We start from the raw sequence: 21,245 nt of genomic DNA, 5'->3' as shown, positions 1-21,245 counted from the left end.
TCCTTGTAATTCTTTAAAGTGCTTCAGCATCCATTTCACCAGTACGAATTCGTACGGCTTGGCTTAGGTCATACACAAAAATTTTGCCGTCGCCGATTTTTCCGGTGTGTGCCGCTTGGCTAATCGCTTCAACAACTCGGTCAACATTCTCAGCTTGGGTAGCAATCTCTAGCTTCACCTTTGGTAGGAAATCCACTTGGTACTCTGCACCACGATACAATTCAGTGTGTCCCTTCTGACGACCAAAGCCTTTCACTTCAGAAACAGTCATACCTTCAATACCCACATCAGAGAGCGCTTCGCGTACATCGTCTAATTTGAATGGCTTAACAATGGCATTTATTAATTTCATATTCGTTCCTTAAATTCTTACTTAATCCGTTAATTCTCTTATTACAATCCAAGTAGCGTGCCAAAAAGTTAAGTGATTGATTTTAAATAAGATGAAGATAATAAGGTCGTAATAACGAAAAAGGCCGCACCAACATGGTGCGGCCTTTTCACTATCTTAATGCGCGATGCTCTTATTGCTCCAGTTTTGGGCAACGGAGCCTTCAAAGCTCTGAATGACTAACAAATAGGTCTTAGGACTAGTAACCTAAAAAATCCATCCAGCGTTCGATGAGCAGTTCGAAATCGTCGATTCCACAGCTTGCTTGGCTTTCACAGTTATAGAAGTCGAACTCACTGCCCTCTTCCATCTCTTGCTCATGCGCTAACACGTTTTCTTGAATCGTTACTTCGTCTTCATTAATCGCAAGGCTAATCTCTTTGCCAAGCAACGTCACTTCATTGCTCAAGTCCTGTCGAGATTGCTCAATCAACGCCATCACATGATCTAATTTTTGCTTATCTTTACCGATCTCTTCTTGAAGCCAACGGCCAACAATCTCATGGCCCATGCTGCATTTCACATAGTATTCACCCATTAGAGTGTTTCTAGTAAATTCAAACTCCATAACTCAACCTATACTGCATTAATACTCAAGCGATACTATTTCTGAGTATACCATTGTCTTGTCAGAAACGAGCGTATTGACGAATTTATCGTTACGATCCAACCTACACAGTCAATGAAGAGGAGGGCTCTATGCAGTTGAACGAAATGATTGCCAAACAAATTGTCGAACGAACCATGAAGATCATCCCACACTCGATTAATGTGATGGATAATAAAGGTCGCATTATTGGATCCAGTGATCCTACTCGCTTATACCAAAAACATGAAGGAGCGGTACTTGCCATCACCGAGTCACGAGTCGTTAATATTGACGAAGCCACTGCCGAACACCTAAAAGGGGTTAAGCCTGGAGTTAATTTACCGATTCTATTTCAGGATAATGTCATTGGGGTGATTGGGGTTTCTGGGACACTGCAGCAAGTTCATCATTTTGGTGAGCTGGTGAAGATGACCGCTGAGCTTATTGTTGAACAAGCTGTACTTATGTCTCAAGTAGAATGGAATAAGAGGCATCGTGAAGAATTGGTATTGCAATTAATCCGAGGTAGCACGCTTAATGACATGCAACTGCAATCCATCGCACAGCGTCTGGATCTCGACCTTGCACAACCGCGGATTGCCGCCATCGTCAAGGTGTTACCGATAGGAGACACTGCGCCTTCATTGGAAAACTTACAGCAATTAGTACATTTACTTGAATATCCCGAGCGCGATAATTTAGTCGGTATCTTGTCTGTTTCACAAAACGAAGTGGTGGTACTCAAGCCTATAACCCTGATAGGGAACAGCTGGTCCAAGGATGCAGAAGCCAAGCGCGTGAAATTGCTACTCAAAAGAATAAAGAAAGAAGCTAAGTTTCAAATCAAGATTGCGCTTGGGGATTACTTTACCGGACTTTCTGGTTTAGCACGCTCATATGATACCGCTGAGCTCACTATGCGCAGTGTCGGTAACCGCCCCGGAGACATGTTTTTCTATCAAGACTATCGACTGCCGGCCATTATGAGTAGCCTGTTACAAGATCCATGGATTCGTGAGCAACTGGAGCAGTCTTACCTACATCTTCAACAACAGGACAGTAAAGGGATACTGATCAAAACTTTGAAGACATATTTAAAGCAGAACTGTGATTCAGCTCTCACCTGTAACGAACTACATATCCATCGCAATACGCTACGCTATCGAACAGACAAGATAAACCAAATAACATCATTAAATATCAACAATATAGACGATCTATTTCAACTCTACATTGCAATAAATCTATTCCACTGGTCGAGCTAAAAAATGTGCAACTGCACAATTTAAAAGGACCGATTTGAGCACTTATTTGTAGAGAATGACAAAGACTTACCAACCCTATATCTTTATATTTGCCGAAAATGACACATCGTTATCTGGGAAATAGAACATGATTGAAGTTTCAACTCTTGGCGCACTTTCAGCATTGATTGTTGCTATCGCGCTCATTCTTAAAAAAGTGCCACCCACCTACGGCATGATCATCGGTGCTTTGGTTGGCGGCGTGGTTGGCGGCGTTTCTCTCACCGAAACCGTTGAGTTAATGATAGGTGGTGCCCAAGGGATCGTCACTTCAGTGATGCGAATTCTCGCCGCTGGTGTGTTGGCCGGCGTACTAATTGAATCAGGGGCGGCTACCTCGATTGCAGAATCCATCATCAAAAAAGTAGGCGAAACTCGCGCCTTACTTGCTCTTGCCATTGCGACCATGATTTTAACCGCTGTTGGCGTTTTCGTTGATGTGGCCGTTATCACGGTTTCTCCTATTGCACTGGCTATTGCTCGCCGCGCAGACCTTTCTAAAACCGCTATCCTTTTGGCGATGGTGGGCGGCGGTAAAGCAGGTAATGTCATGTCGCCTAACCCAAATGCCATTGCGGCGGCTGATGCGTTCAATGTTCCGTTAACCTCTGTGATGGCTGCAGGCGTGATTCCGGGTCTATTTGGGCTGCTTTTCGCCTACTTCTTGGCAAAGCGCCTCGTCAATAAAGGTTCAAAAGTAGCGGAAAGTGAAGTGGTCAAAGCGGATCAAAGTTCACTGCCAAGCTTTTCTTCTTCAATCGTTGCACCGTTAGTGGCTATTGCCCTACTCGCGCTGCGACCACTCGCTGATATCAATGTTGATCCTCTAATTGCATTACCCTTGGGTGGATTGCTGGGTGCACTGGCTATGGGTCGCTTCAAACAAGCCAATAGCTTTGCGGTTTCAGGCTTGTCACGTATGGCACCGGTTGCTGTAATGCTACTGGGCACAGGAACCATTGCAGGCATCATTGCTAACTCAGGACTAAAAGCTGATCTGATTGAAGTGCTGACGATGTCTGGGCTGCCTTCTTACTTACTTGCTCCGTTTTCTGGCGCACTGATGGCACTATCAACCGCATCGACAACTGCCGGAACAGTAGTGGCATCGAATGTATTTGCCAGCACCATTCTTGAGCTAGGTGTTCCAGCTCTCGCAGGCGCAGCAATGATCCACTCTGGTGCGACAGTACTTGACCATATGCCACATGGTAGCTTCTTCCATGCCACGGGTGGTGCGGTACATATGAGTATTCATGAACGTCTAAAACTCATCCCTTATGAGTCAGCGGTCGGTCTTGTTATCGCCTTCGTCTCAGTAATGATCTTCGGTGTATTTGGTCTGTTTGTTTAAGTTTAAAGGTATCAAAATGAAAATTGTAATTGCTCCTGACTCATATAAAGAAAGCCTATCAGCAATGGGCGTTGCTCAAGCGATTGAAGATGGCTTTAAACAGCTAATACCAAACGCCGAATACGTAAAATTACCAATGGCTGATGGTGGTGAAGGCACAGTACAATCTCTGGTGGATGCGACCAATGGCTCTATCATCCAACATCCAGTGATTGGTCCATTAGGTGAAATTGTCGAAGGCTTCTACGGTATGTTCGGTGACGGTAAAACTGCCATTATTGAAATGGCGGCCGCTTCCGGCCTAGATTTAGTCTCTCCAGAACAACGTAATCCACTAAAAACCACTACCTATGGTACGGGTGAGTTGATCAAAGCCGTATTAGATAAAGGTGTTGAGCATATTATTATTGGCATTGGTGGTAGTGCGACCAATGATGGTGGCTTAGGAATGGCTCAAGCGCTAGGCATTCGTATGCTAGATGCAGAGGGTCACGAGCTGGTGTTTGGTGGTGGTGAACTGTCAAAACTGACAACCATTGATCTCACCAACCTCGACCCACGCCTACAAAACGTACGCTTAGAGGTCGCTTGTGATGTCGATAATCCATTATGCGGACCAAAAGGGGCATCACAGGTATTCGGTCCGCAAAAAGGCGCAACACCAGAAATGGTTGAGCAGTTAGATGCTAACCTTGCTCATTATGCCAGTATCATGAAAAACCAGTTAGGCGTCGATGTCATTGATCTCCCTGGTGCTGGCGCGGCAGGCGGTCTAGGCGCGGCACTTGTTGGCCTGTTAAATGCGGAGCTTCGCCCTGGTATTAACATCGTAATGGACGCCGTCAATTTAGATGAAATAGTCTCAGATGCTGATCTTGTGATTACAGGAGAGGGGCGCATTGATAGCCAAACCATTCATGGCAAAACACCGATTGGTGTCGCTCGCACAGCCAAAAAACATAAACTGCCTGTCATCGGTATTGCCGGCTGTCTAGCCAGTGATTGTGGTGTGGTTCATGAGCATGGTATCGACGCGGTATTTGCGGTAGTGAACCGTTCAGTAGACTTGCCGACAGCTTTGGCTGAAGCGGCTGAAAATATTGAACTTACTGCTCGCAATGTTGCAGCAATGTATACGATTAAGCACTAATCGAGCTCTCTGTAAGCTAAAAGCAATTTTCGCTGTATGCTAAAAGCAATTAAGGCCGCTATTCACAGCGGCCTTAATTATATTTACAACAAAATCAGACGTTACGCAGGCTCTTGGAAGATAACCGTGTCTGCTTTTTCCGTGTACTGACCCATTTTATGGAAGTTCAGGTAACGGTATGTATCAGCAGCCGTTGCATTAATCTTCTCAGCGTACTCTAAGTACTCTTCTTTCGTTGGGATGCGACCTAGAATCGCGCCAACAGCAGAAAGCTCAGCAGATGCTAGGTAAACGTTCGCACCTGTACCCAAACGGTTCGGGAAGTTACGAGTAGACGTAGACATTACTGTCGACTTGTCTGCAACACGTGCTTGGTTACCCATACATAGAGAACAACCCGGAGTTTCGATACGAACCCCTGCACGACCGAAGATGCCGTAGTAGCCTTCTTCTGTTAGCTGGTCTTTATCCATCTTAGTTGGCGGAGCCACCCATAGGCGAGTACTTAGCGAGCCGTTGAACTCTTCAAGCATCTTACCTGCAGCACGGAAGTGACCGATGTTGGTCATACAAGAACCGATGAACACTTCTTGGATCTCTGTGCCTTGAACGTCAGAAAGAAGACGAGCATCATCTGGATCGTTCGGTGCACATAGGATTGGCTGATCGATATCAGCAAGGTCAATCTCGATAACGTGCGCGTATTCCGCATCTGAATCAGCAGACAGCAACTCAGGGTTAGCTAGCCACTCTTCCATTGCTGTAATACGACGCTCAATCGTACGAACATCACCGTAACCTTCAGCGATCATCCACTTCAGCATCACGATGTTCGAGTTCAAGTACTCAGAGATAGACTCTTGAGAAAGCTTAACGGTACAACCTGCAGCAGAACGCTCAGCAGATGCATCAGAAAGCTCAAATGCTTGCTCAACAGATAAGTGCTCAACACCTTCAATTTCTAGTACGCGACCAGAGAATTCGTTGATCTTACCTGCTTTCTCTACGGTTAGTAGGCCTTGCTTGATGCCGTATAGAGGAATCGCATGTACTAGGTCACGTAGCGTGATACCTGGCTGCATTTCACCTTTAAAACGAACCAAGATAGATTCTGGCATATCAAGAGGCATAACGCCTGTTGCTGCAGCAAATGCTACCAAGCCAGAACCCGCAGGGAATGAAATACCTAGAGGGAAACGAGTATGCGAGTCACCACCTGTACCTACAGTATCAGGAAGAAGCATACGGTTTAGCCATGAGTGGATAACACCATCACCTGGGCGTAGTGAAACACCAGCACGGTTCATGATGAAATCAGGTAGTGTGTGGTGCGTGTTTACGTCAACTGGTTTCGGGTATGCCGATGTGTGACAGAAAGACTGCATCACTAGGTCTGCTGAGAAGCCAAGACATGCAAGGTCTTTAAGCTCATCACGCGTCATAGGACCGGTCGTATCTTGAGAACCGACTGTCGTCATTTTAGGTTCACAGTACTGACCAGCACGAACACCTTCAACGCCACATGCTTTACCAACCATCTTCTGAGCTAGCGTGTAGCCTTTATCAGATGCCGATGGATCGATTGGTTTAGCAAACAGATCCGTTTCAGCTAGACCTAGAGCGTCACGAGCACGACCCGTTAGACCACGACCGATGATCAGTGGAATACGGCCACCAGCACGCACTTCATCAAGAAGTACTTTGCTTAGCTCAAAGTTTGAGATCACAGAACCGTTCTTGTGAACAACACCTTCGTACGGGTAGATATCAATGATATCGCCCATGTTCATGTCTTGTACGTTCAGTTCAATGGGTAGTGCGCCTGAATCTTCCATTGTGTTGTAGAAGATTGGTGCAATTTTACCACCAAGACAAACACCGCCAGTACGCTTGTTTGGTACGAATGGGATATCTTCACCCATGAACCAAAGTACTGAGTTTGTTGCCGATTTACGTGAAGAACCTGTACCAACAACATCACCTACGTAAGCCAGTGGAATGCCATCTTTTTGCATTTCTTCAATTTGTTTGATTGGACCAACGCTACCCTGTTCATCAGGAGTAATGCCATCACGTTCCATCTTCAGCATCGCTTTCGCGTGTACTGGGATGTCAGGACGTGACCATGCATCAGGCGCTGGAGATAGGTCATCGGTGTTCGTTTCACCAGTGACTTTAAATACTTTTACTGTGATTTTTTCTGCTACTTTATCTTTCGCTGTAAACCATTCAGCATCAGCCCAAGATTGAAGTACTTGTTGTGCAGCAGCATTGCCAGCTTTCGCTTTCTCTTCTACGTCATAGAACGCATCGAACATCAGTAGAGTATGAGATAGCGCTTTAACAGCGATTGGAGCAAGCTCAGCATCGTCTAGTAGAGATACTAGAGATTCGATGTTGTAACCGCCTTGCATGGTACCAAGCAGTTCTGCAGCTTTTGCTTTGCTTACTAGTGGCGAAGCTACTTCACCTTTAGTGATAGCCGTAAGGAAGCCAGCTTTTACGTAAGCAGCTTCATCTACACCCGGTGGAATGCGATTTTCTAGTAGGTCAAGAATGATTTCTTCTTCACCTTGAGGTGGATTCTTCAGAAGTTCAACTAGGCCAGCTACCTGCTCAGCATCTAGTGGTTTTGGAACAACTCCTTCGGCAGCACGTTCTTCGACGTGTTTACGGTAGGCTTCAAGCACGACTTTTTTCCTCTCATTGCGGTTCACTTCTTCCCTTCATAATTGTTAGTAAAATAAAGAAGTGAACATCCTTGGAAACTTGGCTCTCCATTGCCATTTTTGTCATTCAATTTGTATTGATGAGCGGCGTCATAGAGGCCAAACTGTGGGCGGTAGAATAGCAAATTTAACGTTAAATTAAAATCTTATCATTTTGACCAACATAGCAAGTTAAGACGAAAGTCCCACTATTTTTGCCTAATTACGCACTTAAATGGCGACTCTGCGCATGATTATTTGTAGGACGTACCTACAATCAGATACACCGAATCGAAATTATCTTCGGTTCGGCCATAAGCTAAAATGATCGGCCCGATTGGAGAATCAACACCCGCGAAAACAGAACCCGCGGTGTACATTGGCGCTTCATCAATACTCAAATCATTGTTCGACCAAACACCACCATGCTCAATGGATGCGCCCACGTAGAATGGTGATTTAAAAAGGCCGAAGTCATTTTCAAACCACTTATAACGATAAATAAGGCTGGTGTAAGCCAAGTTCTGACCAATCATACTATTCCTTGGAATACCTGACAGGTTTAAGAAGCCACCAAGCTCTTTGGGATCAATAGGGAAAATCGAATTTTTGCTCTCTACAATACCGTAATCAAGCTTTGCGACTAAAGTATGCTTCTCAATACTCTTTGCTGCCATGAAATTAGCCGAAAACTCATAAACCGTATCGCTCTCAGACGTTAAATCCGATTCACCAAGAGAGCTGTCATTATCAAAATCATCATGAGAAACGAGGTACTCTAAATCGACAAAGTAACCCTTGGTCGGTAAGCTGAAATTATCCAAAGTATCCAGTCGGTAACCCATGAAGCCACCAATACGCTTGTAGCCACCACTGCCCAATGAAGGTAACGAAGAAACCTCAACATCCCCATCTGTATAACGAACACCAAATGTCAGCTCCTGCCACAAGGTTGGTTGATAGCCTAATGCCAATTCACCGACATATTCACTATACGTCATAGGGAGATAATCTTTCGTTACGTCCAGTGTCGGTTCTTCAATATCATCAATATCTGCGGGGAGGTTTCTGTTCTCTTTGCTGTAAACAACCGATGCCGAAGTAAACAGCTTTTGACTCGAAAAGAATGGCGAGTAAAGTTCCGCTTCAATTCGCTTGTCCGTTCCCATCTCGATATTGGTTCTTAGCTCTGCACCATGCTTATTAATATCAGTAAAGTTGGCTGAGACGCCGAGCGAGTATTGGCTTGTAGTAGAGAAATCATCTTCAAGAAAGAATCGAAAGTTGAGGTAGTTTGGCCCCCAAGATTTTTCGTTCACATCGACCAGCAGTTGCTCCTCGCCATCTACCGTGTCAAATTCATAAGTCACCAACTCGAATCTATCTAGCGCATAGAGGTCTTGTACTTTAGATTCAATTTCACTGGTCTTCAGAATCTCACCTGAATCAAGGTTTAAACGGTTTTCGATCAGCTTATCGGAATAGTGGGTATTGTTATTGATAACAACTCGGTCAACGACGGTCTTATCGCCGTGTTTTAGCTGTCTGCGCGCTTTTTGTTTGTCCTCGATATAATGCTGATAATCGGCATTTGAGAGCGATAGCTTAGAAAGCTCATCAGTATGCTGCTTTGCGGCTTCATAGCCCGCGAGGAAAGCCGATGGCATTTTATCAAATTCTGTCGTCTCCATATCCCCAACATCTGGGCGCAGGAAGACATCATCGTCTGTGAGTGTTTCAGCTTGCTCTTGGGTGCTGCGTTGAACAAGATAATTAGAGAGTTGGTCAGCTGCGGCTAGAAAATTCGTGAAGTCTTCTTTGCCTTTGTAATTGGTACTGATATCCACCGCAATGACGATGTCTGCACCCATCGCTCTGGCTACGTCGACGGGCATGTTATTGGTGACACCACCATCAACCAGCATTCGACCATCTAAGGAATAAGGGGGAAGCGCGCCGGGAACTGACATACTCGCCATCATGGCATCAACAAGGTGGCCATGATCGATGACCACCTCTTCAAGTTCGATAATGTCAGTTGCGACTGAACGGTATGGGATAGCAAGATGGTCGAAAGAATCGAATGAGGATAGATTACCCGTGGTCTCACGCAGAATACGCAACATATTCTGGCCTTGCACCACCCCTTTCCTTGCTTTGATTTCGCCCCAACCTAAGCCGAGATCGGTGTTCAGTTGGTAGCGGTCTTCATATTCTTTGTCACGTACGCGGCGATCACTACGGTTAACGCGATCACGATAACCGCGATTCCAATCAACCGTATAAATAAAGCTCTCGATCTCGTCTGCGCTCATCCCTGTCGCATAAAGACCACCAACGTATGAGCCCATACTGGTACCGGTAATGTAATCAACCGGGATTTGCATCTCTTCTAGAGCTTTAAGCACACCAATGTGAGCTGCACCTTTTGCCCCACCACCAGCAAGAACGACAGCAACGGTTGGCCTTTTATGAGCTTGTTCAGCCTGCTGAGATTGATCAATCTGTGTCGCGGTGGATGCAAACAGCTGAAAACTGATCACAGTACCGACAACACCTAAGCCACTCACTAACCAACGAGAAATCATTATGTTAACTGTCCTTGTCATTCTTTCTTGTTACGACTTTACCACTGAAAAAGCTTCTTTAGCCACTGTTTTGGTTGACTTTCACAGCCCTTTTTAATGTTTCCACCCTCATCCCAAAGTGGCAGTTTAACTGCACCATCACAATCAAACTCTAAAGCCCCTTCAGAAGTTCGAGTAAAGTTAGCGGTGACAATTCCTGTCGGCCAAGGCAGTAATAACTGCTCGGGTGTTCTCTGTTTGAGATAATCGGCATAAACACGTAACGCACCACTCGAACCAGTAAGCTTAGTCGGCTTATTATCATCACGTCCTAGCCAGATGGTCGTCACTTCACGGCCATCTACGCCCACGAACCAACTGTCTCGGCTGTCATTACTAGTGCCAGTTTTACCAGCTAACCCTGCCCATGCAAACTGACCTTGTAGGAAACGGCCCGTGCCTTCCGACACGCCACGTTTCATTGCATAGGTTGTAAGCCAAGCGGCTTGCTGGTCAACGCTTTGTGATACACGAGGGATCGACTGATACAGAACCTCGCCATCGTTATCAACAACTGAGCGAAGCGCAGACAAAGGTGCTATACGCCCAGAATTGGTAATGGTTTGATACATCTGCGCAACTTGGAACGGAGTCAGTGAGAACGAACCCAAAAACATCGACGGCACTGGGCGAATCTCATTTTTATCGACCCCCAGTTTTCCAATCGTATCCGAGACACTATCAATGCCTAATTGCATGCCTAAACGAACAGTAGGTACGTTGTAAGACTTAGAAAGCGCCACATACAAAGGCACATCGCCACGGAACTTACGATCGAAGTTTCTCGGGCTCCACACGCTACCTTTACTGCCTTTCAAGCTCAGTGGCGTGTCTTTCAATGTTGTCGCCAACGTGTACTTCTGAGGCTGCTCTAGTGCGGTTAAGTAAATTGCAGGCTTGACCAAAGAACCAATTGGGCGACTCGCGTTCAAGGCACGGTTAAAGCCATCGTAGCCAGTACGCTTACCACCGACCATCGCCCGGATTTCACCGGTATTTCTATCCACGGCAATAGCTGCTGCTTCCAGCTTATTACCTGCGGTTTTCGATAAATCAGGCACCTTACGAGCAATCGACTTCTCTAACTTGTCTTGAGATACCGGATCCAGAGAGGTAAAGACTCGAATCCCTTTTTTCGCCTCAAATCGATCGCCGACATACTTCTTAAGCTCAATGTTTACTTGTTGGAAATAAGCGGGCTGACGGCTAGCAATGCGTGGGTTGTCTTGAATATCCAAATCACGACTCGCCGCCTCTTCGTATTGTCGCGGAGTTAAGATGTCTTGTTGCATCAATAAGCGAAGAACCAGATCGCGTCGAGTCTTAGCACGCTCAGGATAGCGAACCGGATTGTAATACGACGGTCCTTTCACCATACCCACCAGCAGTGCTAGCTGATCGATGCGCAGCTCTTGAATAGGTTGACCAAAATACAAACGAGACGCTAAACCGAAGCCATGAATCGCTTGCCCACCATTCTGTCCAAGATAAACCTCATTTAAGTAAGCCTCTAGGATACGGTCTTTGCTGTAACGATGGTCTAAGATAAGTGCAATGTAGGCTTCACGAACCTTACGCCACAATGTACGTTCACTGGACAGGAACAGGTTTTTTGCCAACTGTTGTGTCAGCGTACTACCACCTTGTACCGTTCGCCCAGCTTTGACGTTAACGACCATTGCACGAGCGATGGCCAGTGGCGACACACCATCGTGTTGATAGAAGTTTCGGTCTTCGGTTGCCAGTAAGGCATCAACCATCACTTCTGGGAACTGATTGCGTTTTAAGAACAGGCGCTGCTCATCGTTACTTTTCTCAAGCATGCCAAGCATTTTCGGTTCAACACGCAGGTAGCCCATGTCGCCTTTCTTCTCCAGCGACTGAATGCGAGTTAATTCGTTACCATTGAAGTGCAGCATCACATGACGATCCGCTTCCGGTCCATCAACAAACTCGAACGGACGACGAATCATTTCAATCTTGGTCGAAGAAGAAGAGTATTCGCCTGGGTGACGAGGCGCGTTCACCTTACGGTAATTAAGTACATCGAGCTCATTCTTAACCTGAACCAAACTCACCGGAGTTCCCGGAGACAGGTCTAGCACTCGCGCATAAACCACGGTTGGCAAATCAAACAGCTGACCTTCAAAGCGCTGTTTGACCACAGAATCAAGATAAATACCGACGAACAACAGCAATGCCGCAAGCGCTAAGCCCGCTTTCCAAGAAATGCCCCATAGGATCTTCAACCAACCTCTTTTGCCAGATTTCTTAGCCTTAGGTTTGGTCTTTTTCGCAGCCGCTCTTGGTTTTCTTGGCTTGGCTTTGGTCGCTGGTGACTTCTTTGCTGGCGCTTTTTTAGGTGGTGCCTTTTTTGGCGTTAACATTTTGGTCATCATCGATTCAACTGTCGTTTAGTTTTAGTGGTTGCTACATGGTTAGCAGGGTCATCCGGCCAAGGATGTTTTGGGTAACGGCCCTTCATCTCTTTTTGTACTTCTTTGTACGCGCCAGCCCAAAAGCCAGCTAAATCTTGAGTAATTTGTAGTGGTCGCTGTGCTGGAGAAAGGAGCTCAAGCACTACTTTTTTACGCCCTTGCGCGATCAATGGCGAGTCTTGTTCGCCAAAGACTTCCTGCATTCGCACTGAGATCACTGGTTCAGATTGATATTGATAACGAATGGCCTTCTTGCTGCCTGTTGGCATCAGATAGTGCGTTGGCAACCATTGGTCGATTTCTTGATTCAAAGGCCAACCAAGATAAGCCGACAATGCTTGCTCAATCGAAACACTAGACAGTCCTTTTGCCGACTTAATGCCATTCAGATAGGGAGATAGCCACTCATCAAGGTGTTCAATCAAACTCGCATCGTCCATCGCTGGCCAATCATGCTCAGGCATCCAAAGCTCTGCACAGCGTACACGCTCAACCAACTGCTTAGCCGAAGCTGTCCAATTTAAGCGATCCAACCCACATCGAGCGACATAATTGAGCAGCGCTTGGCTCGCCTGATTCGCATCGGGATCAGGTAAAGCTTTGGTGCTGATAATCAACTTGCCCAGAGATACACGCTGCTCAGCAACTAAACGGCCACGTTTCTCATCCCAATCGGCGTAATCGGAGCGCACAAACAGTTTTGGAAATTCAGCTTCTAACTGTGCGATATCAACCGCGGTGGCTAAGAAAATCTGACTGGCTCGCCCTGTGCTGCGCATCAAATCAATCACTACGATATAGTTATTGTTCGCCAGTGGATCATCATCACGAACCTCAGCACCGTGGCCATTCGCCAAAAGGAAAGCACTGCTGGTCGCGCTTCTCACTTGTGCAATCCGGTCTGGGAAGGCAAAACAAAGCACTAATGGTAGCAATGATTCGTCAGCTTGTGACAAATCTAAGTGATGATTGAGTTTGCTCGCGAGACTTTTCGCTCGCTGCATCACAACGCTATTTTTGGAATGTTTTCTTTGCTTAAGTCGATGCAAAGAGTGTTGAATATCCGTCACATTGCGCTCCGGCTCTTCCAGCAAAGCAGCAGCAACAATCGCGACATTCAACAGAGCAGGACTACCTTGCTGCGCTTTAACCAACATGCTGGCAATACGAGGCTCTAGACCTAAACGTTGGACCTGTTTTCCTAATGCCGTAAATTGACCATTATCGTCTAACAATTCAAGAGTCTGTAAGAGTTGCTTGGCTTGCCCGATAGAAGCTTTGGGTGGAACGTCTAACCATTGCAGTTCATCAGCACTCGCAGCGCCCCATTGCGTCAATTCAGACACCAGCGAAGACAAATCAGAATGAAGAATTTCAGGTTCTGGTATAGCTGGTTGCTGCATCAGCTGCGTTTCGCTGTACAAACGAACGCACAAGCCCTCTTCAATTCGTCCCGCACGGCCCGCTCGTTGTTCAGCTGAAGATTGCGAGATTTTCACTTGCTCAAGCTTAGTAATACCGGTTTTCAGATCGAACTTCGCCACACGTTCAAGCCCGGAATCAACCACCAATCGAATACCTTCAATCGTCAAAGAAGTCTCAGCAATATTGGTCGCTAACACCACCTTTCGACGCCCTTTCTCTGATGGCGCGATCGCTTTCTGCTGTTGAGAAAAGCTGAGTTGCCCATACAGAGGACACACATCGATATCATTGGCGAATTGTTCTAGTTGAGATTCCACCTGCTTAATCGCAGAAACGCCCGGCAAAAAGGCCAGAAGTGAGCCTGACTCTTTCTCCATCAGAGAGCGAATCACGTTAGCCATTTTAGGGGCTAGATATTCATTTGCGTTAAGAGGCTGATAACGGAAATCGACCGGAAAGGTGCGACCTTGTGATTCAACGTATTTGGCATTCGGCAGCAAAGTTTGCAGAGCTTGTTGATCTAAAGTTGCCGACATCACTACCACTTTCAGATCATCACGCAACGCCTCTTGGATCTCTAAGCTAAACGCCAATGCGGTATCGGCGTGAATACTGCGCTCGTGAAATTCATCAAAGATCACCATATCAACCCCAGTTAATTCAGGGTCGGTTTGGATCATTCTTGTCATGATCCCTTCAGTAACAATCTCTAAGCGAGTCGCACTGCTGCTTTTAGATTCACCACGAACTCTAAAGCCAATGCTCTCTCCCACCTTTTCTCCCAATTGGCTCGCTAAGTAAGTAGCAATATTCCTTGCAGCCAAACGCCTCGGTTCAAGCATGATGATTTTGCCTTGAACGGCGTTGGTCTTAACTAACTGTAAAGGGAAGAATGTTGACTTACCCGCACCGGGAGCGGCCTTTAGAATAAGTTGAGTGTGTGTTTCTACGCCAGCGAGCAGATCTGGCATCACAGCTTCTATGGGCAGTTGTGGCAATGGGAGAACCTTGTGGTGTAATGTTGGCAACATTGTACATAAAAACCTACCTGTCTAAATAAGTAATATGCACTTCAATCCGCCATTAGAGCCTGCGACTCTTATTAAACGCTATAAACGTTTCCTCACTGACATCCAACTTCCTGACGGTAGCGAGCGTACTATTCACTGCGCTAACACTGGAGCGATGACAGGATGTGCGACTCCTGGCAATACGGTGTGGTACTCAACCTCCGATAATGCAAAGAGAAAGTACCCAAACAGCTGGGAGATCTCAGAAACAGACAAAGGTCATCGTATTTGTGTAAATACTGCGCGGGCAAACCAGCTAGCAGTGGAAGCAATTGAAAATGGGACTATAGTTGAACTCTTAGGTTATAACGCGTTACGAACCGAAGTGAAATATGGCAGTGAGAATAGTCGCATTGATATTCTGCTTGAAGATAACGAAAAGCCGCCTTGCTATATCGAAGTGAAAAGCGTCACTTTGCTCGACGAGCAAGAAACGTCAACTAAAGGGCAAGGTTTTTTCCCTGATGCGGTCACAACCAGAGGCCAAAAACATCTGCGTGAACTCACAGAAATGGTCGAATCTGGAAATAGAGCCGTACTTTTATTCACTGTTTTACATTCAGGTATTGAAAAAGTGTCTGCGGCACACCATATAGACGCCAAATATTCGTTATTACTAAAACAAGCACAAGACGCTGGAGTTGAAGTGCTTTGCTATAAAGCAGAGCTCAGCAGTACTCAAATACAACTAAAACAAGCTGTTGAATTTATCAATAGCTAAGCAAAGATGCTGAACTAATCACATTGATTGCAAGTTTGAATAAGAGTATTTGCCACCATTCGTTCTTTCTGCTATAGATACCCGCCTTAAAATTAGCTGCTTTGCAGTTGACTAGGTGTAAATAGGAGATGCTGTATGCCAGAATCTAAGAAAAAAGCGCTAGGCATCCTAGCCATCGCAGGTGTTGAACCGTACCAAGAGAAGCCAGGTGAAGAGTACATGTCACCTGAGCAAACGGAACATTTTACAAAAATTTTAGCAGCTTGGCGCAACCAGCTCAGGGAAGAAGTTGATCGTACTGTGCACCACATGCAGGACGAAGCAGCGAATTTCCCAGACCCAGTTGACCGTGCTTCTCAAGAAGAAGAATTCAGCTTAGAGTTACGTAACCGTGACCGTGAGCGTCGTCTTATCAAAAAAATTGAGAAGACATTAGACAAGATCGAAGAAGACGATTTCGGCTTCTGTGATTCTTGCGGTATCGAGATTGGCATTCGTCGCCTTGAAGCTCGTCCAACTGCTGATCTTTGTATTGACTGTAAAACACTTGCAGAGATCAAAGAAAAACAGATGCAAGGTTAATTCTTGCAGATGTAAAGAAAGGGAGCCTTGGCTCCCTTTTTTGTTTGTTATCCAAGCGAAGTATTTCACACGCTTGATAGTAAATAGCAGCTTTAAGCCTTAGTTCTATACATCAAACCTTGTTCTATAGATTGAAGCTTAGTTCTAGGCATTAAAGCTCTTGTCAAACGTCTTAAGAATCGGCTACTGCGGTACCATTTAGATTAGGTTGTTCACTCATGAATTATATCGGGCGCTTTGCACCATCACCGTCAGGTCCTCTTCATTTTGGCTCACTTGTTGCTGCTCTTGGTAGCTACTTTCAAGCGAAATCTAACCAAGGAAAATGGTTAGTTCGTATGGAAGACCTCGACCCGCCAAGAGAAATGGCCGGCGCTGCAGACCTCATTCTTAAGACGCTTGAGGCTTACCATCTATTCTGGGATGGTGAAGTCGTTTATCAAAGTCAGCGTCATGGCTTGTATCAAGCTCAAATCGATCAATGGGTCGCTGACAATCAAGCCTACTACTGCCAATGCACCCGCAAGCAGATAAAGGCTTTGGGTGGTTTTTACAATGGTCATTGTCGAGATGCAGGCTTAATCGATTCAGGCGAACAGGCGGTGCGCTTGTGCATGGACTTTCCAGTGGAGTCCTTTGATGATGTTCGCCACGGCACCATTCAAATCCCTAAAGCACTAGCTGAAGAAGATTTTATTATTAAACGCAGAGATGGATTGTTTGCCTATAACTTGGCCGTTGTTCTTGATGACATCGACCAAGGAGTAACAGAAGTCGTAAGAGGCGCAGACCTGATAGAACCAACAGGTCGACAAATCAGTTTGTATAAGACGCTCAAGCAAAAAACAGTGAGCTACTTGCACTTACCATTGGCAACCGATGGCTTGGGGAATAAACTGTCAAAACAGAACCATGCCACCGCGATAGATCTAGACAACCCAAAACCAACGTTACTCAACGCGATGCGATTCTTAGGTTTTGATATCCCGACGGCCCTTTATGAGGCTTCAATGGATGAGATTTTATTGTGGGGCTGCCAACAATGGAACGTCAGTCAGTTACCTGATAGTTTACAAAAAGAGCACTGTAATTAGCTCGAAACTCACGGCAAATAGCAAAAACGACACATAAAAATGCCATAACCAACCACTGTGGTTAAGCAGACGATGTTCTCAAATGGCTCGCGCTAAGCTATTATTAGCCGCAATTAAACTCTGCACTACCACTTTGGACTAAGAGAAAAACAAAGTTGGCGATACCTACTTTGTTCTAAACTAATGAATACAAACGACAATACCCCAAGCGAACAACGCGGATTCCACGAATTAGCTCTGAATATTTATACTCGTCAAGAGCACAATATTTCACGCAAGCAGATCAGCGACAACGCACTAAAAGTGCTATATCGCCTGAATGGTGCGGGTTTTGACGCATTTCTAGTCGGTGGTGGTGTGCGCGATATCTTATTAGGCTCTCAGCCAAAAGATTTTGATATTGCGACCAACGCAACGCCAGAGCAAATCAAACACCTCTTCAGAAACTGTCGTCTTATCGGTCGCCGTTTCCGCTTGGCACATATCATGTTTGGTCGCGACATCATTGAAGTGGCAACTTTCCGTGGTCACCACCAAGAACCATCGAAGAACGTTTCTGCACAATCTAAAGAAGGCATGCTACTTCGCGATAACGTGTACGGCAGTGTTGATGAAGATGCAGAGCGTCGTGATTTCACAATCAACGCGATGTACTACAACATTGCAGACTACAGCATCCACGATTACGCGGGTGGTGTAGAAGATTTAGAAGATAAACTGATCCGCCTGATTGGCGATCCAGAAACGCGTTACCGCGAAGACCCAGTGCGTATGCTACGTGCAATGCGCTTCGCCGCTAAACTGGATTTCGACATCGAAGAAGACACGGCTGACCCGATTGAAGAGTTAGCTCACCTTCTAAGAGATATCCCAGCAGCGCGCCTTTACGAAGAGTCTCTGAAATTACTGCAATCAGGTCACGGTTTAGAAACCTACCACTTGATGCGCGAGTACAATCTATTCCAACAGATGTTCCCAGCGGTAGCGGAGCACTTCACCGAAGATTACGACTCACACACAGAGCAGATGCTTGATTTGGTTCTCGATTCAACCGACCTTCGCATCGAAGATGGTAAGCGAGTAAACCCAGCATTCATGTTCGCAGCGATGCTTTGGTACCCAATGAACAAGCTGGCAGACAAACTTGTCGCTGAACAGGGTATGGCACACTACGATGCGATCATGGAAGCGAGTAACATCATTCTAGATCAGCAAGTAAAGTCTATTGCTATTCCTCGTCGTCACACAGCAACCATTCGCGAAGTTTGGCAACTGCAACTTCGACTGCCTCGTCGCAACGGTAAACGCGCTGTTCGTCTAATGGAATTAAACAAATTCCGTGCAGGCTACGATTTCCTAGAAATGCGTGGTGAGATTGAAGGTGGCGAAACCAAAGAGTTAGCAAAATGGTGGGAGCGTTATCAAACAGCCGGTCGCAACATGCGTCAAGCGATGGCTAACGACGTTGCAGCACCATCAAAGTCAGGCCATCGTCGCCGTAAGACTTACCGAAACAAAAAGAGTAAGCAATCAGAATGATAACGGCTTACATTGCGGTCGGCAGCAACCTTGCCGACCCAGTTAGCCAAGCAAATTTGGCTATCGAAACGCTAAAAAGCCTACCGCGATCAACGTTTATTGCGACCTCTCAGCTATATAGTAGCACTCCAATGGGGCCGCAAAATCAACCGGACTACATCAACGCGGTAGTCGCTATCCAAACCGAATTAACGCCAATTGAACTGCTTGATTGCACTCAAAAGATCGAGTTAGAGCAAGGGCGCGTCCGTAAAGACGAGCGTTGGGGGCCAAGAACCTTGGATCTCGACATTGTGCTATACGGCAATGAGGTGATCGATTCAGAGCGCTTAATCGTTCCTCATTATGGAATGAAAGAACGAGAGTTTGTACTCTACCCGCTTGCTGAAATCGCACCAAGTTTACAACTCCCTGATGGGACTGAGCTGACAGAACTACTGAAAATAGTAGATAAGAACGGGCTCAATGTTTGGCAACAATAGCCAAGCGCATTAAGGAAAACCAATGAAAAAAGTAACCATTAACGACCTGATCAAATGCAAACTTGAAGGCCGTAAATTTGCGACTTCGACAGCTTATGATGCGAGCTTTGCTCAATTATTCGAAAGCCAAGAAATGCCAGTTCTGCTTGTCGGTGATTCACTGGGTATGGTTTTACAAGGCCATAACGATACATTACCAGTAACCGTTGAAGACATTGCTTACCATACTCGCTCAGTGCGTGCTGGTAGCCCAAATTGTCTTCTTATGGCTGACATGCCTTTCATGAGCTACGCGACGCCAGAACAAGCTTGTGAGAGCGCAGCGACTTTGATGCGTGCTGGTGCGAACATGGTAAAAATCGAAGGCGGAAGCTGGTTGGTTGATACTGTGAAGATGCTAACAGAACGTGCAGTACCAGTATGTGCACACTTAGGCTTGACGCCCCAGTCTGTGAACATTTTTGGTGGTTACAAGATTCAAGGTCGTGACGACGAGCAAGCCGACAAAATGGTTGCTGACGCGTTAGCACTGCAAAACGCAGGCGCTCAAATCGTTCTACTTGAATGTGTGCCAGCTTCATTGGCAAAACGAATTACAGAAGCTTGTGACGTACCGGTTATCGGTATCGGCGCAGGTAATGTTACCGATGGTCAGATCTTGGTTATGCATGACATGTTCGGTATTTCTGCGAACTACATGCCGAAGTTCTCTAAGAACTTCCTAGCAGAAACAGGTGATATGCGTAAGGCAGTAGCTCTATACAAAGAAGAAGTAGAGAGCGCGCGCTTCCCTGATGAAGCTCATACAATCGCTTAGGAGTAAGTATGCAAACTTTTGCTGAAATAGCGGCTCTTCGTGAGCAGATTAAACAGTTTAAGCGTGATGGACGTACGGTTGCTTTTGTACCGACAATGGGAAACCTGCATGAAGGCCACCTGACTCTGGTAAAGAAAGCTCGTGAACTGGCCGACATCGTTGTGGTAAGCATCTTTGTAAACCCAATGCAGTTTGACCGTGCAGACGACCTAAACAACTACCCTCGAACGTTAGAAGCAGATTTAAGCAAACTAACAGGTGAAGGGGTTGAGCTAGTATTTACACCAACGCCAGAGGTGATGTACCCAGATGGATTAGACAAGCAGACGTTTGTTGAGGTCCCTGGCATATCTCACATGCTTGAAGGTGCCTCTCGTCCAGGTCACTTCCGTGGTGTATCAACCATTGTCACTAAACTGTTTAATATCGTTCAGCCAGACTTTGCATGCTTCGGCGAGAAAGACTTTCAGCAACTTGCTGTTATTCGCCAGATGACCACTGATTTAGCATTAGACATTGAAGTTGTCGGCGTTGCGACCGTTCGTGAAATGGATGGTTTGGCAATGAGCTCTCGCAATAGCAACCTAACGATTGACGAGCGCCAACGAGCGCCCGTTTTAGCGCGTACTATGCGCTGGATCAGCAGCGCTATTCGTGGTGGTCGCGATGATTACGCATCAGTGATTGAAGATGCTACTGACCAGCTACGCGCTGCAGATCTTCAACCTGACGAAATCTTCATTTGTGATGCTAAAACTCTGCAAGCGATCACTTCAGAATCAACTCAAGCAGTGATTCTAATGTCGGCTTTCCTAGGTAAGACGCGTCTTATCGATAACCAAGTTCTCGATTTGGTAACGGAAACCAAAGAAGAAGTGAAAGAAGAAACGACTGAATAGTCGGCTTCTGCTCTTAACGCAAAACAAAAAAAAGGTCGATGTTATATCGACCTTT

16 protein-coding genes are annotated in these 21,245 nt (G+C 46.0%); 10 read left to right on the top strand and 6 right to left on the bottom strand.

The features are described 5' to 3' along the window. Nucleotides 1-13: 13 nt before the first annotated feature. Nucleotides 14-352 (bottom strand): P-II family nitrogen regulator, encoded by a 339-nt coding sequence (gene glnK, locus F0229_RS05885; RefSeq protein WP_004738200.1) that lies wholly within the window; start codon nt 350-352, stop codon nt 14-16. 238 nt (nt 353-590) lie between these two features. Next, nucleotides 591-959 (bottom strand): YacL family protein, encoded by a 369-nt coding sequence (locus tag F0229_RS05880; RefSeq protein WP_019824378.1) that lies wholly within the window; start codon nt 957-959, stop codon nt 591-593. A gap of 131 nt (nt 960-1,090) precedes the next feature. Between F0229_RS05880 and F0229_RS05875 the strand changes: the two genes are divergently transcribed. The 3 genes from F0229_RS05875 to F0229_RS05865 all read left to right on the top strand — a co-directional run bounded on the left by F0229_RS05875 (nt 1,091) and on the right by F0229_RS05865 (nt 4,788). Beyond that, nucleotides 1,091-2,245: a sugar diacid recognition domain-containing protein gene (locus F0229_RS05875; RefSeq protein ID WP_017059422.1), complete on the top strand. Its 1,155-nt coding sequence runs from the start codon at nt 1,091-1,093 to the stop codon at nt 2,243-2,245. A gap of 127 nt (nt 2,246-2,372) precedes the next feature. Further along, complete coding sequence (locus F0229_RS05870) at nt 2,373-3,638, top strand: GntP family permease (protein WP_017059423.1); 1,266 nt, start codon at nt 2,373-2,375, stop codon at nt 3,636-3,638. A 16-nt stretch (nt 3,639-3,654) separates the two neighbouring features. Continuing rightward, complete coding sequence (locus F0229_RS05865) at nt 3,655-4,788, top strand: glycerate kinase (protein ID WP_171732442.1); 1,134 nt, start codon at nt 3,655-3,657, stop codon at nt 4,786-4,788. Between the two features lie 101 nt (nt 4,789-4,889). Here F0229_RS05865 and acnB read toward each other — a convergent pair whose 3' ends face one another. The 4 genes from acnB to hrpB all read right to left on the bottom strand — a co-directional run bounded on the left by acnB (nt 4,890) and on the right by hrpB (nt 15,017). Beyond that, complete coding sequence (acnB, locus tag F0229_RS05860; RefSeq protein ID WP_171732441.1) at nt 4,890-7,478, bottom strand: bifunctional aconitate hydratase 2/2-methylisocitrate dehydratase; 2,589 nt, start codon at nt 7,476-7,478, stop codon at nt 4,890-4,892. Between the two features lie 272 nt (nt 7,479-7,750). Then, nucleotides 7,751-10,084, bottom strand: a complete 2,334-nt coding sequence (locus F0229_RS05855) for a patatin-like phospholipase family protein (protein ID WP_171732440.1) — start codon at nt 10,082-10,084, stop codon at nt 7,751-7,753. A gap of 38 nt (nt 10,085-10,122) precedes the next feature. Next, nucleotides 10,123-12,522 carry a penicillin-binding protein 1B gene (mrcB, locus tag F0229_RS05850; protein WP_017063253.1) on the bottom strand — a complete coding sequence of 800 codons (2,400 nt, stop codon included), beginning with the start codon at nt 12,520-12,522 and terminating at the stop codon, nt 10,123-10,125. After that, complete coding sequence (gene hrpB / locus F0229_RS05845; RefSeq protein WP_171732439.1) at nt 12,519-15,017, bottom strand: ATP-dependent helicase HrpB; 2,499 nt, start codon at nt 15,015-15,017, stop codon at nt 12,519-12,521. Before hrpB ends, mrcB begins: the two co-directional genes overlap by 4 nt. A 34-nt stretch (nt 15,018-15,051) precedes the next feature. On the opposite strand from hrpB, the gene sfsA reads away from it, so the two are divergent. From sfsA to panC, 7 genes are all read left to right on the top strand, one after another. Beyond that, on the top strand, nt 15,052-15,777 hold the full coding sequence (gene sfsA, locus F0229_RS05840) for a DNA/RNA nuclease SfsA (protein WP_017066814.1): 726 nt from the start codon (nt 15,052-15,054) through the stop codon (nt 15,775-15,777). Between the two features lie 135 nt (nt 15,778-15,912). Then, on the top strand, nt 15,913-16,359 hold the full coding sequence (gene dksA / locus F0229_RS05835) for an RNA polymerase-binding protein DksA (RefSeq protein ID WP_004738189.1): 447 nt from the start codon (nt 15,913-15,915) through the stop codon (nt 16,357-16,359). Nucleotides 16,360-16,577: 218 nt separating this feature from the next. After that, complete coding sequence (gene gluQRS / locus F0229_RS05830) at nt 16,578-17,453, top strand: tRNA glutamyl-Q(34) synthetase GluQRS (RefSeq protein ID WP_048612329.1); 876 nt, start codon at nt 16,578-16,580, stop codon at nt 17,451-17,453. Nucleotides 17,454-17,636: 183 nt separating this feature from the next. After that, entirely contained in the window at nt 17,637-18,992 is a 1,356-nt protein-coding gene (pcnB, locus tag F0229_RS05825; protein WP_017059432.1) for a polynucleotide adenylyltransferase PcnB, read from the top strand. Then, nucleotides 18,989-19,474: a 2-amino-4-hydroxy-6-hydroxymethyldihydropteridine diphosphokinase gene (gene folK, locus F0229_RS05820; protein WP_004735459.1), complete on the top strand. Its 486-nt coding sequence runs from the start codon at nt 18,989-18,991 to the stop codon at nt 19,472-19,474. The genes pcnB and folK overlap by 4 nt, the downstream gene beginning before the upstream one ends. A gap of 22 nt (nt 19,475-19,496) precedes the next feature. Further along, nucleotides 19,497-20,291 carry a 3-methyl-2-oxobutanoate hydroxymethyltransferase gene (panB, locus tag F0229_RS05815; protein ID WP_171732438.1) on the top strand — a complete coding sequence of 265 codons (795 nt, stop codon included), beginning with the start codon at nt 19,497-19,499 and terminating at the stop codon, nt 20,289-20,291. An 8-nt stretch (nt 20,292-20,299) separates the two neighbouring features. Continuing rightward, nucleotides 20,300-21,190, top strand: coding sequence for a pantoate--beta-alanine ligase (panC, locus tag F0229_RS05810; RefSeq protein ID WP_017059434.1), 891 nt, complete (start codon nt 20,300-20,302; stop codon nt 21,188-21,190). Nucleotides 21,191-21,245 lie beyond the last annotated feature (55 nt).

It is taken from the genome of Vibrio sp. AIC-3 (genome assembly GCF_013114515.1).
Lineage (GTDB): Bacteria > Pseudomonadota > Gammaproteobacteria > Enterobacterales > Vibrionaceae > Vibrio > Vibrio crassostreae_C.
The sequence above is the reverse complement of the archived record's forward strand: the minus strand, read 5'-3'. Positions and strand labels throughout refer to the sequence as shown.

Excerpts from the sequence above, each read along its gene's own strand:
- glnK (WP_004738200.1), bottom strand. The coding sequence starts at position 352 with ATGAAATTAATAAATGCCATTGTTAAGCCATTCAAATTAGACGATGTA.
- F0229_RS05880 (WP_019824378.1), bottom strand. The coding sequence starts at position 959 with ATGGAGTTTGAATTTACTAGAAACACTCTAATGGGTGAATACTATGTG.
- F0229_RS05875 (WP_017059422.1), top strand. The coding sequence starts at position 1,091 with ATGCAGTTGAACGAAATGATTGCCAAACAAATTGTCGAACGAACCATG.
- F0229_RS05870 (WP_017059423.1), top strand. The coding sequence starts at position 2,373 with ATGATTGAAGTTTCAACTCTTGGCGCACTTTCAGCATTGATTGTTGCT.
- F0229_RS05865 (WP_171732442.1), top strand. The coding sequence starts at position 3,655 with ATGAAAATTGTAATTGCTCCTGACTCATATAAAGAAAGCCTATCAGCA.
- F0229_RS05855 (WP_171732440.1), bottom strand. The coding sequence starts at position 10,084 with ATGATTTCTCGTTGGTTAGTGAGTGGCTTAGGTGTTGTCGGTACTGTG.
- mrcB (WP_017063253.1), bottom strand. The coding sequence starts at position 12,522 with ATGATGACCAAAATGTTAACGCCAAAAAAGGCACCACCTAAAAAAGCG.
- hrpB (WP_171732439.1), bottom strand. The coding sequence starts at position 15,017 with ATGTTGCCAACATTACACCACAAGGTTCTCCCATTGCCACAACTGCCC.
- sfsA (WP_017066814.1), top strand. The coding sequence starts at position 15,052 with ATGCACTTCAATCCGCCATTAGAGCCTGCGACTCTTATTAAACGCTAT.
- dksA (WP_004738189.1), top strand. The coding sequence starts at position 15,913 with ATGCCAGAATCTAAGAAAAAAGCGCTAGGCATCCTAGCCATCGCAGGT.
- gluQRS (WP_048612329.1), top strand. The coding sequence starts at position 16,578 with ATGAATTATATCGGGCGCTTTGCACCATCACCGTCAGGTCCTCTTCAT.
- pcnB (WP_017059432.1), top strand. The coding sequence starts at position 17,637 with ATGAATACAAACGACAATACCCCAAGCGAACAACGCGGATTCCACGAA.
- folK (WP_004735459.1), top strand. The coding sequence starts at position 18,989 with ATGATAACGGCTTACATTGCGGTCGGCAGCAACCTTGCCGACCCAGTT.
- panB (WP_171732438.1), top strand. The coding sequence starts at position 19,497 with ATGAAAAAAGTAACCATTAACGACCTGATCAAATGCAAACTTGAAGGC.
- panC (WP_017059434.1), top strand. The coding sequence starts at position 20,300 with ATGCAAACTTTTGCTGAAATAGCGGCTCTTCGTGAGCAGATTAAACAG.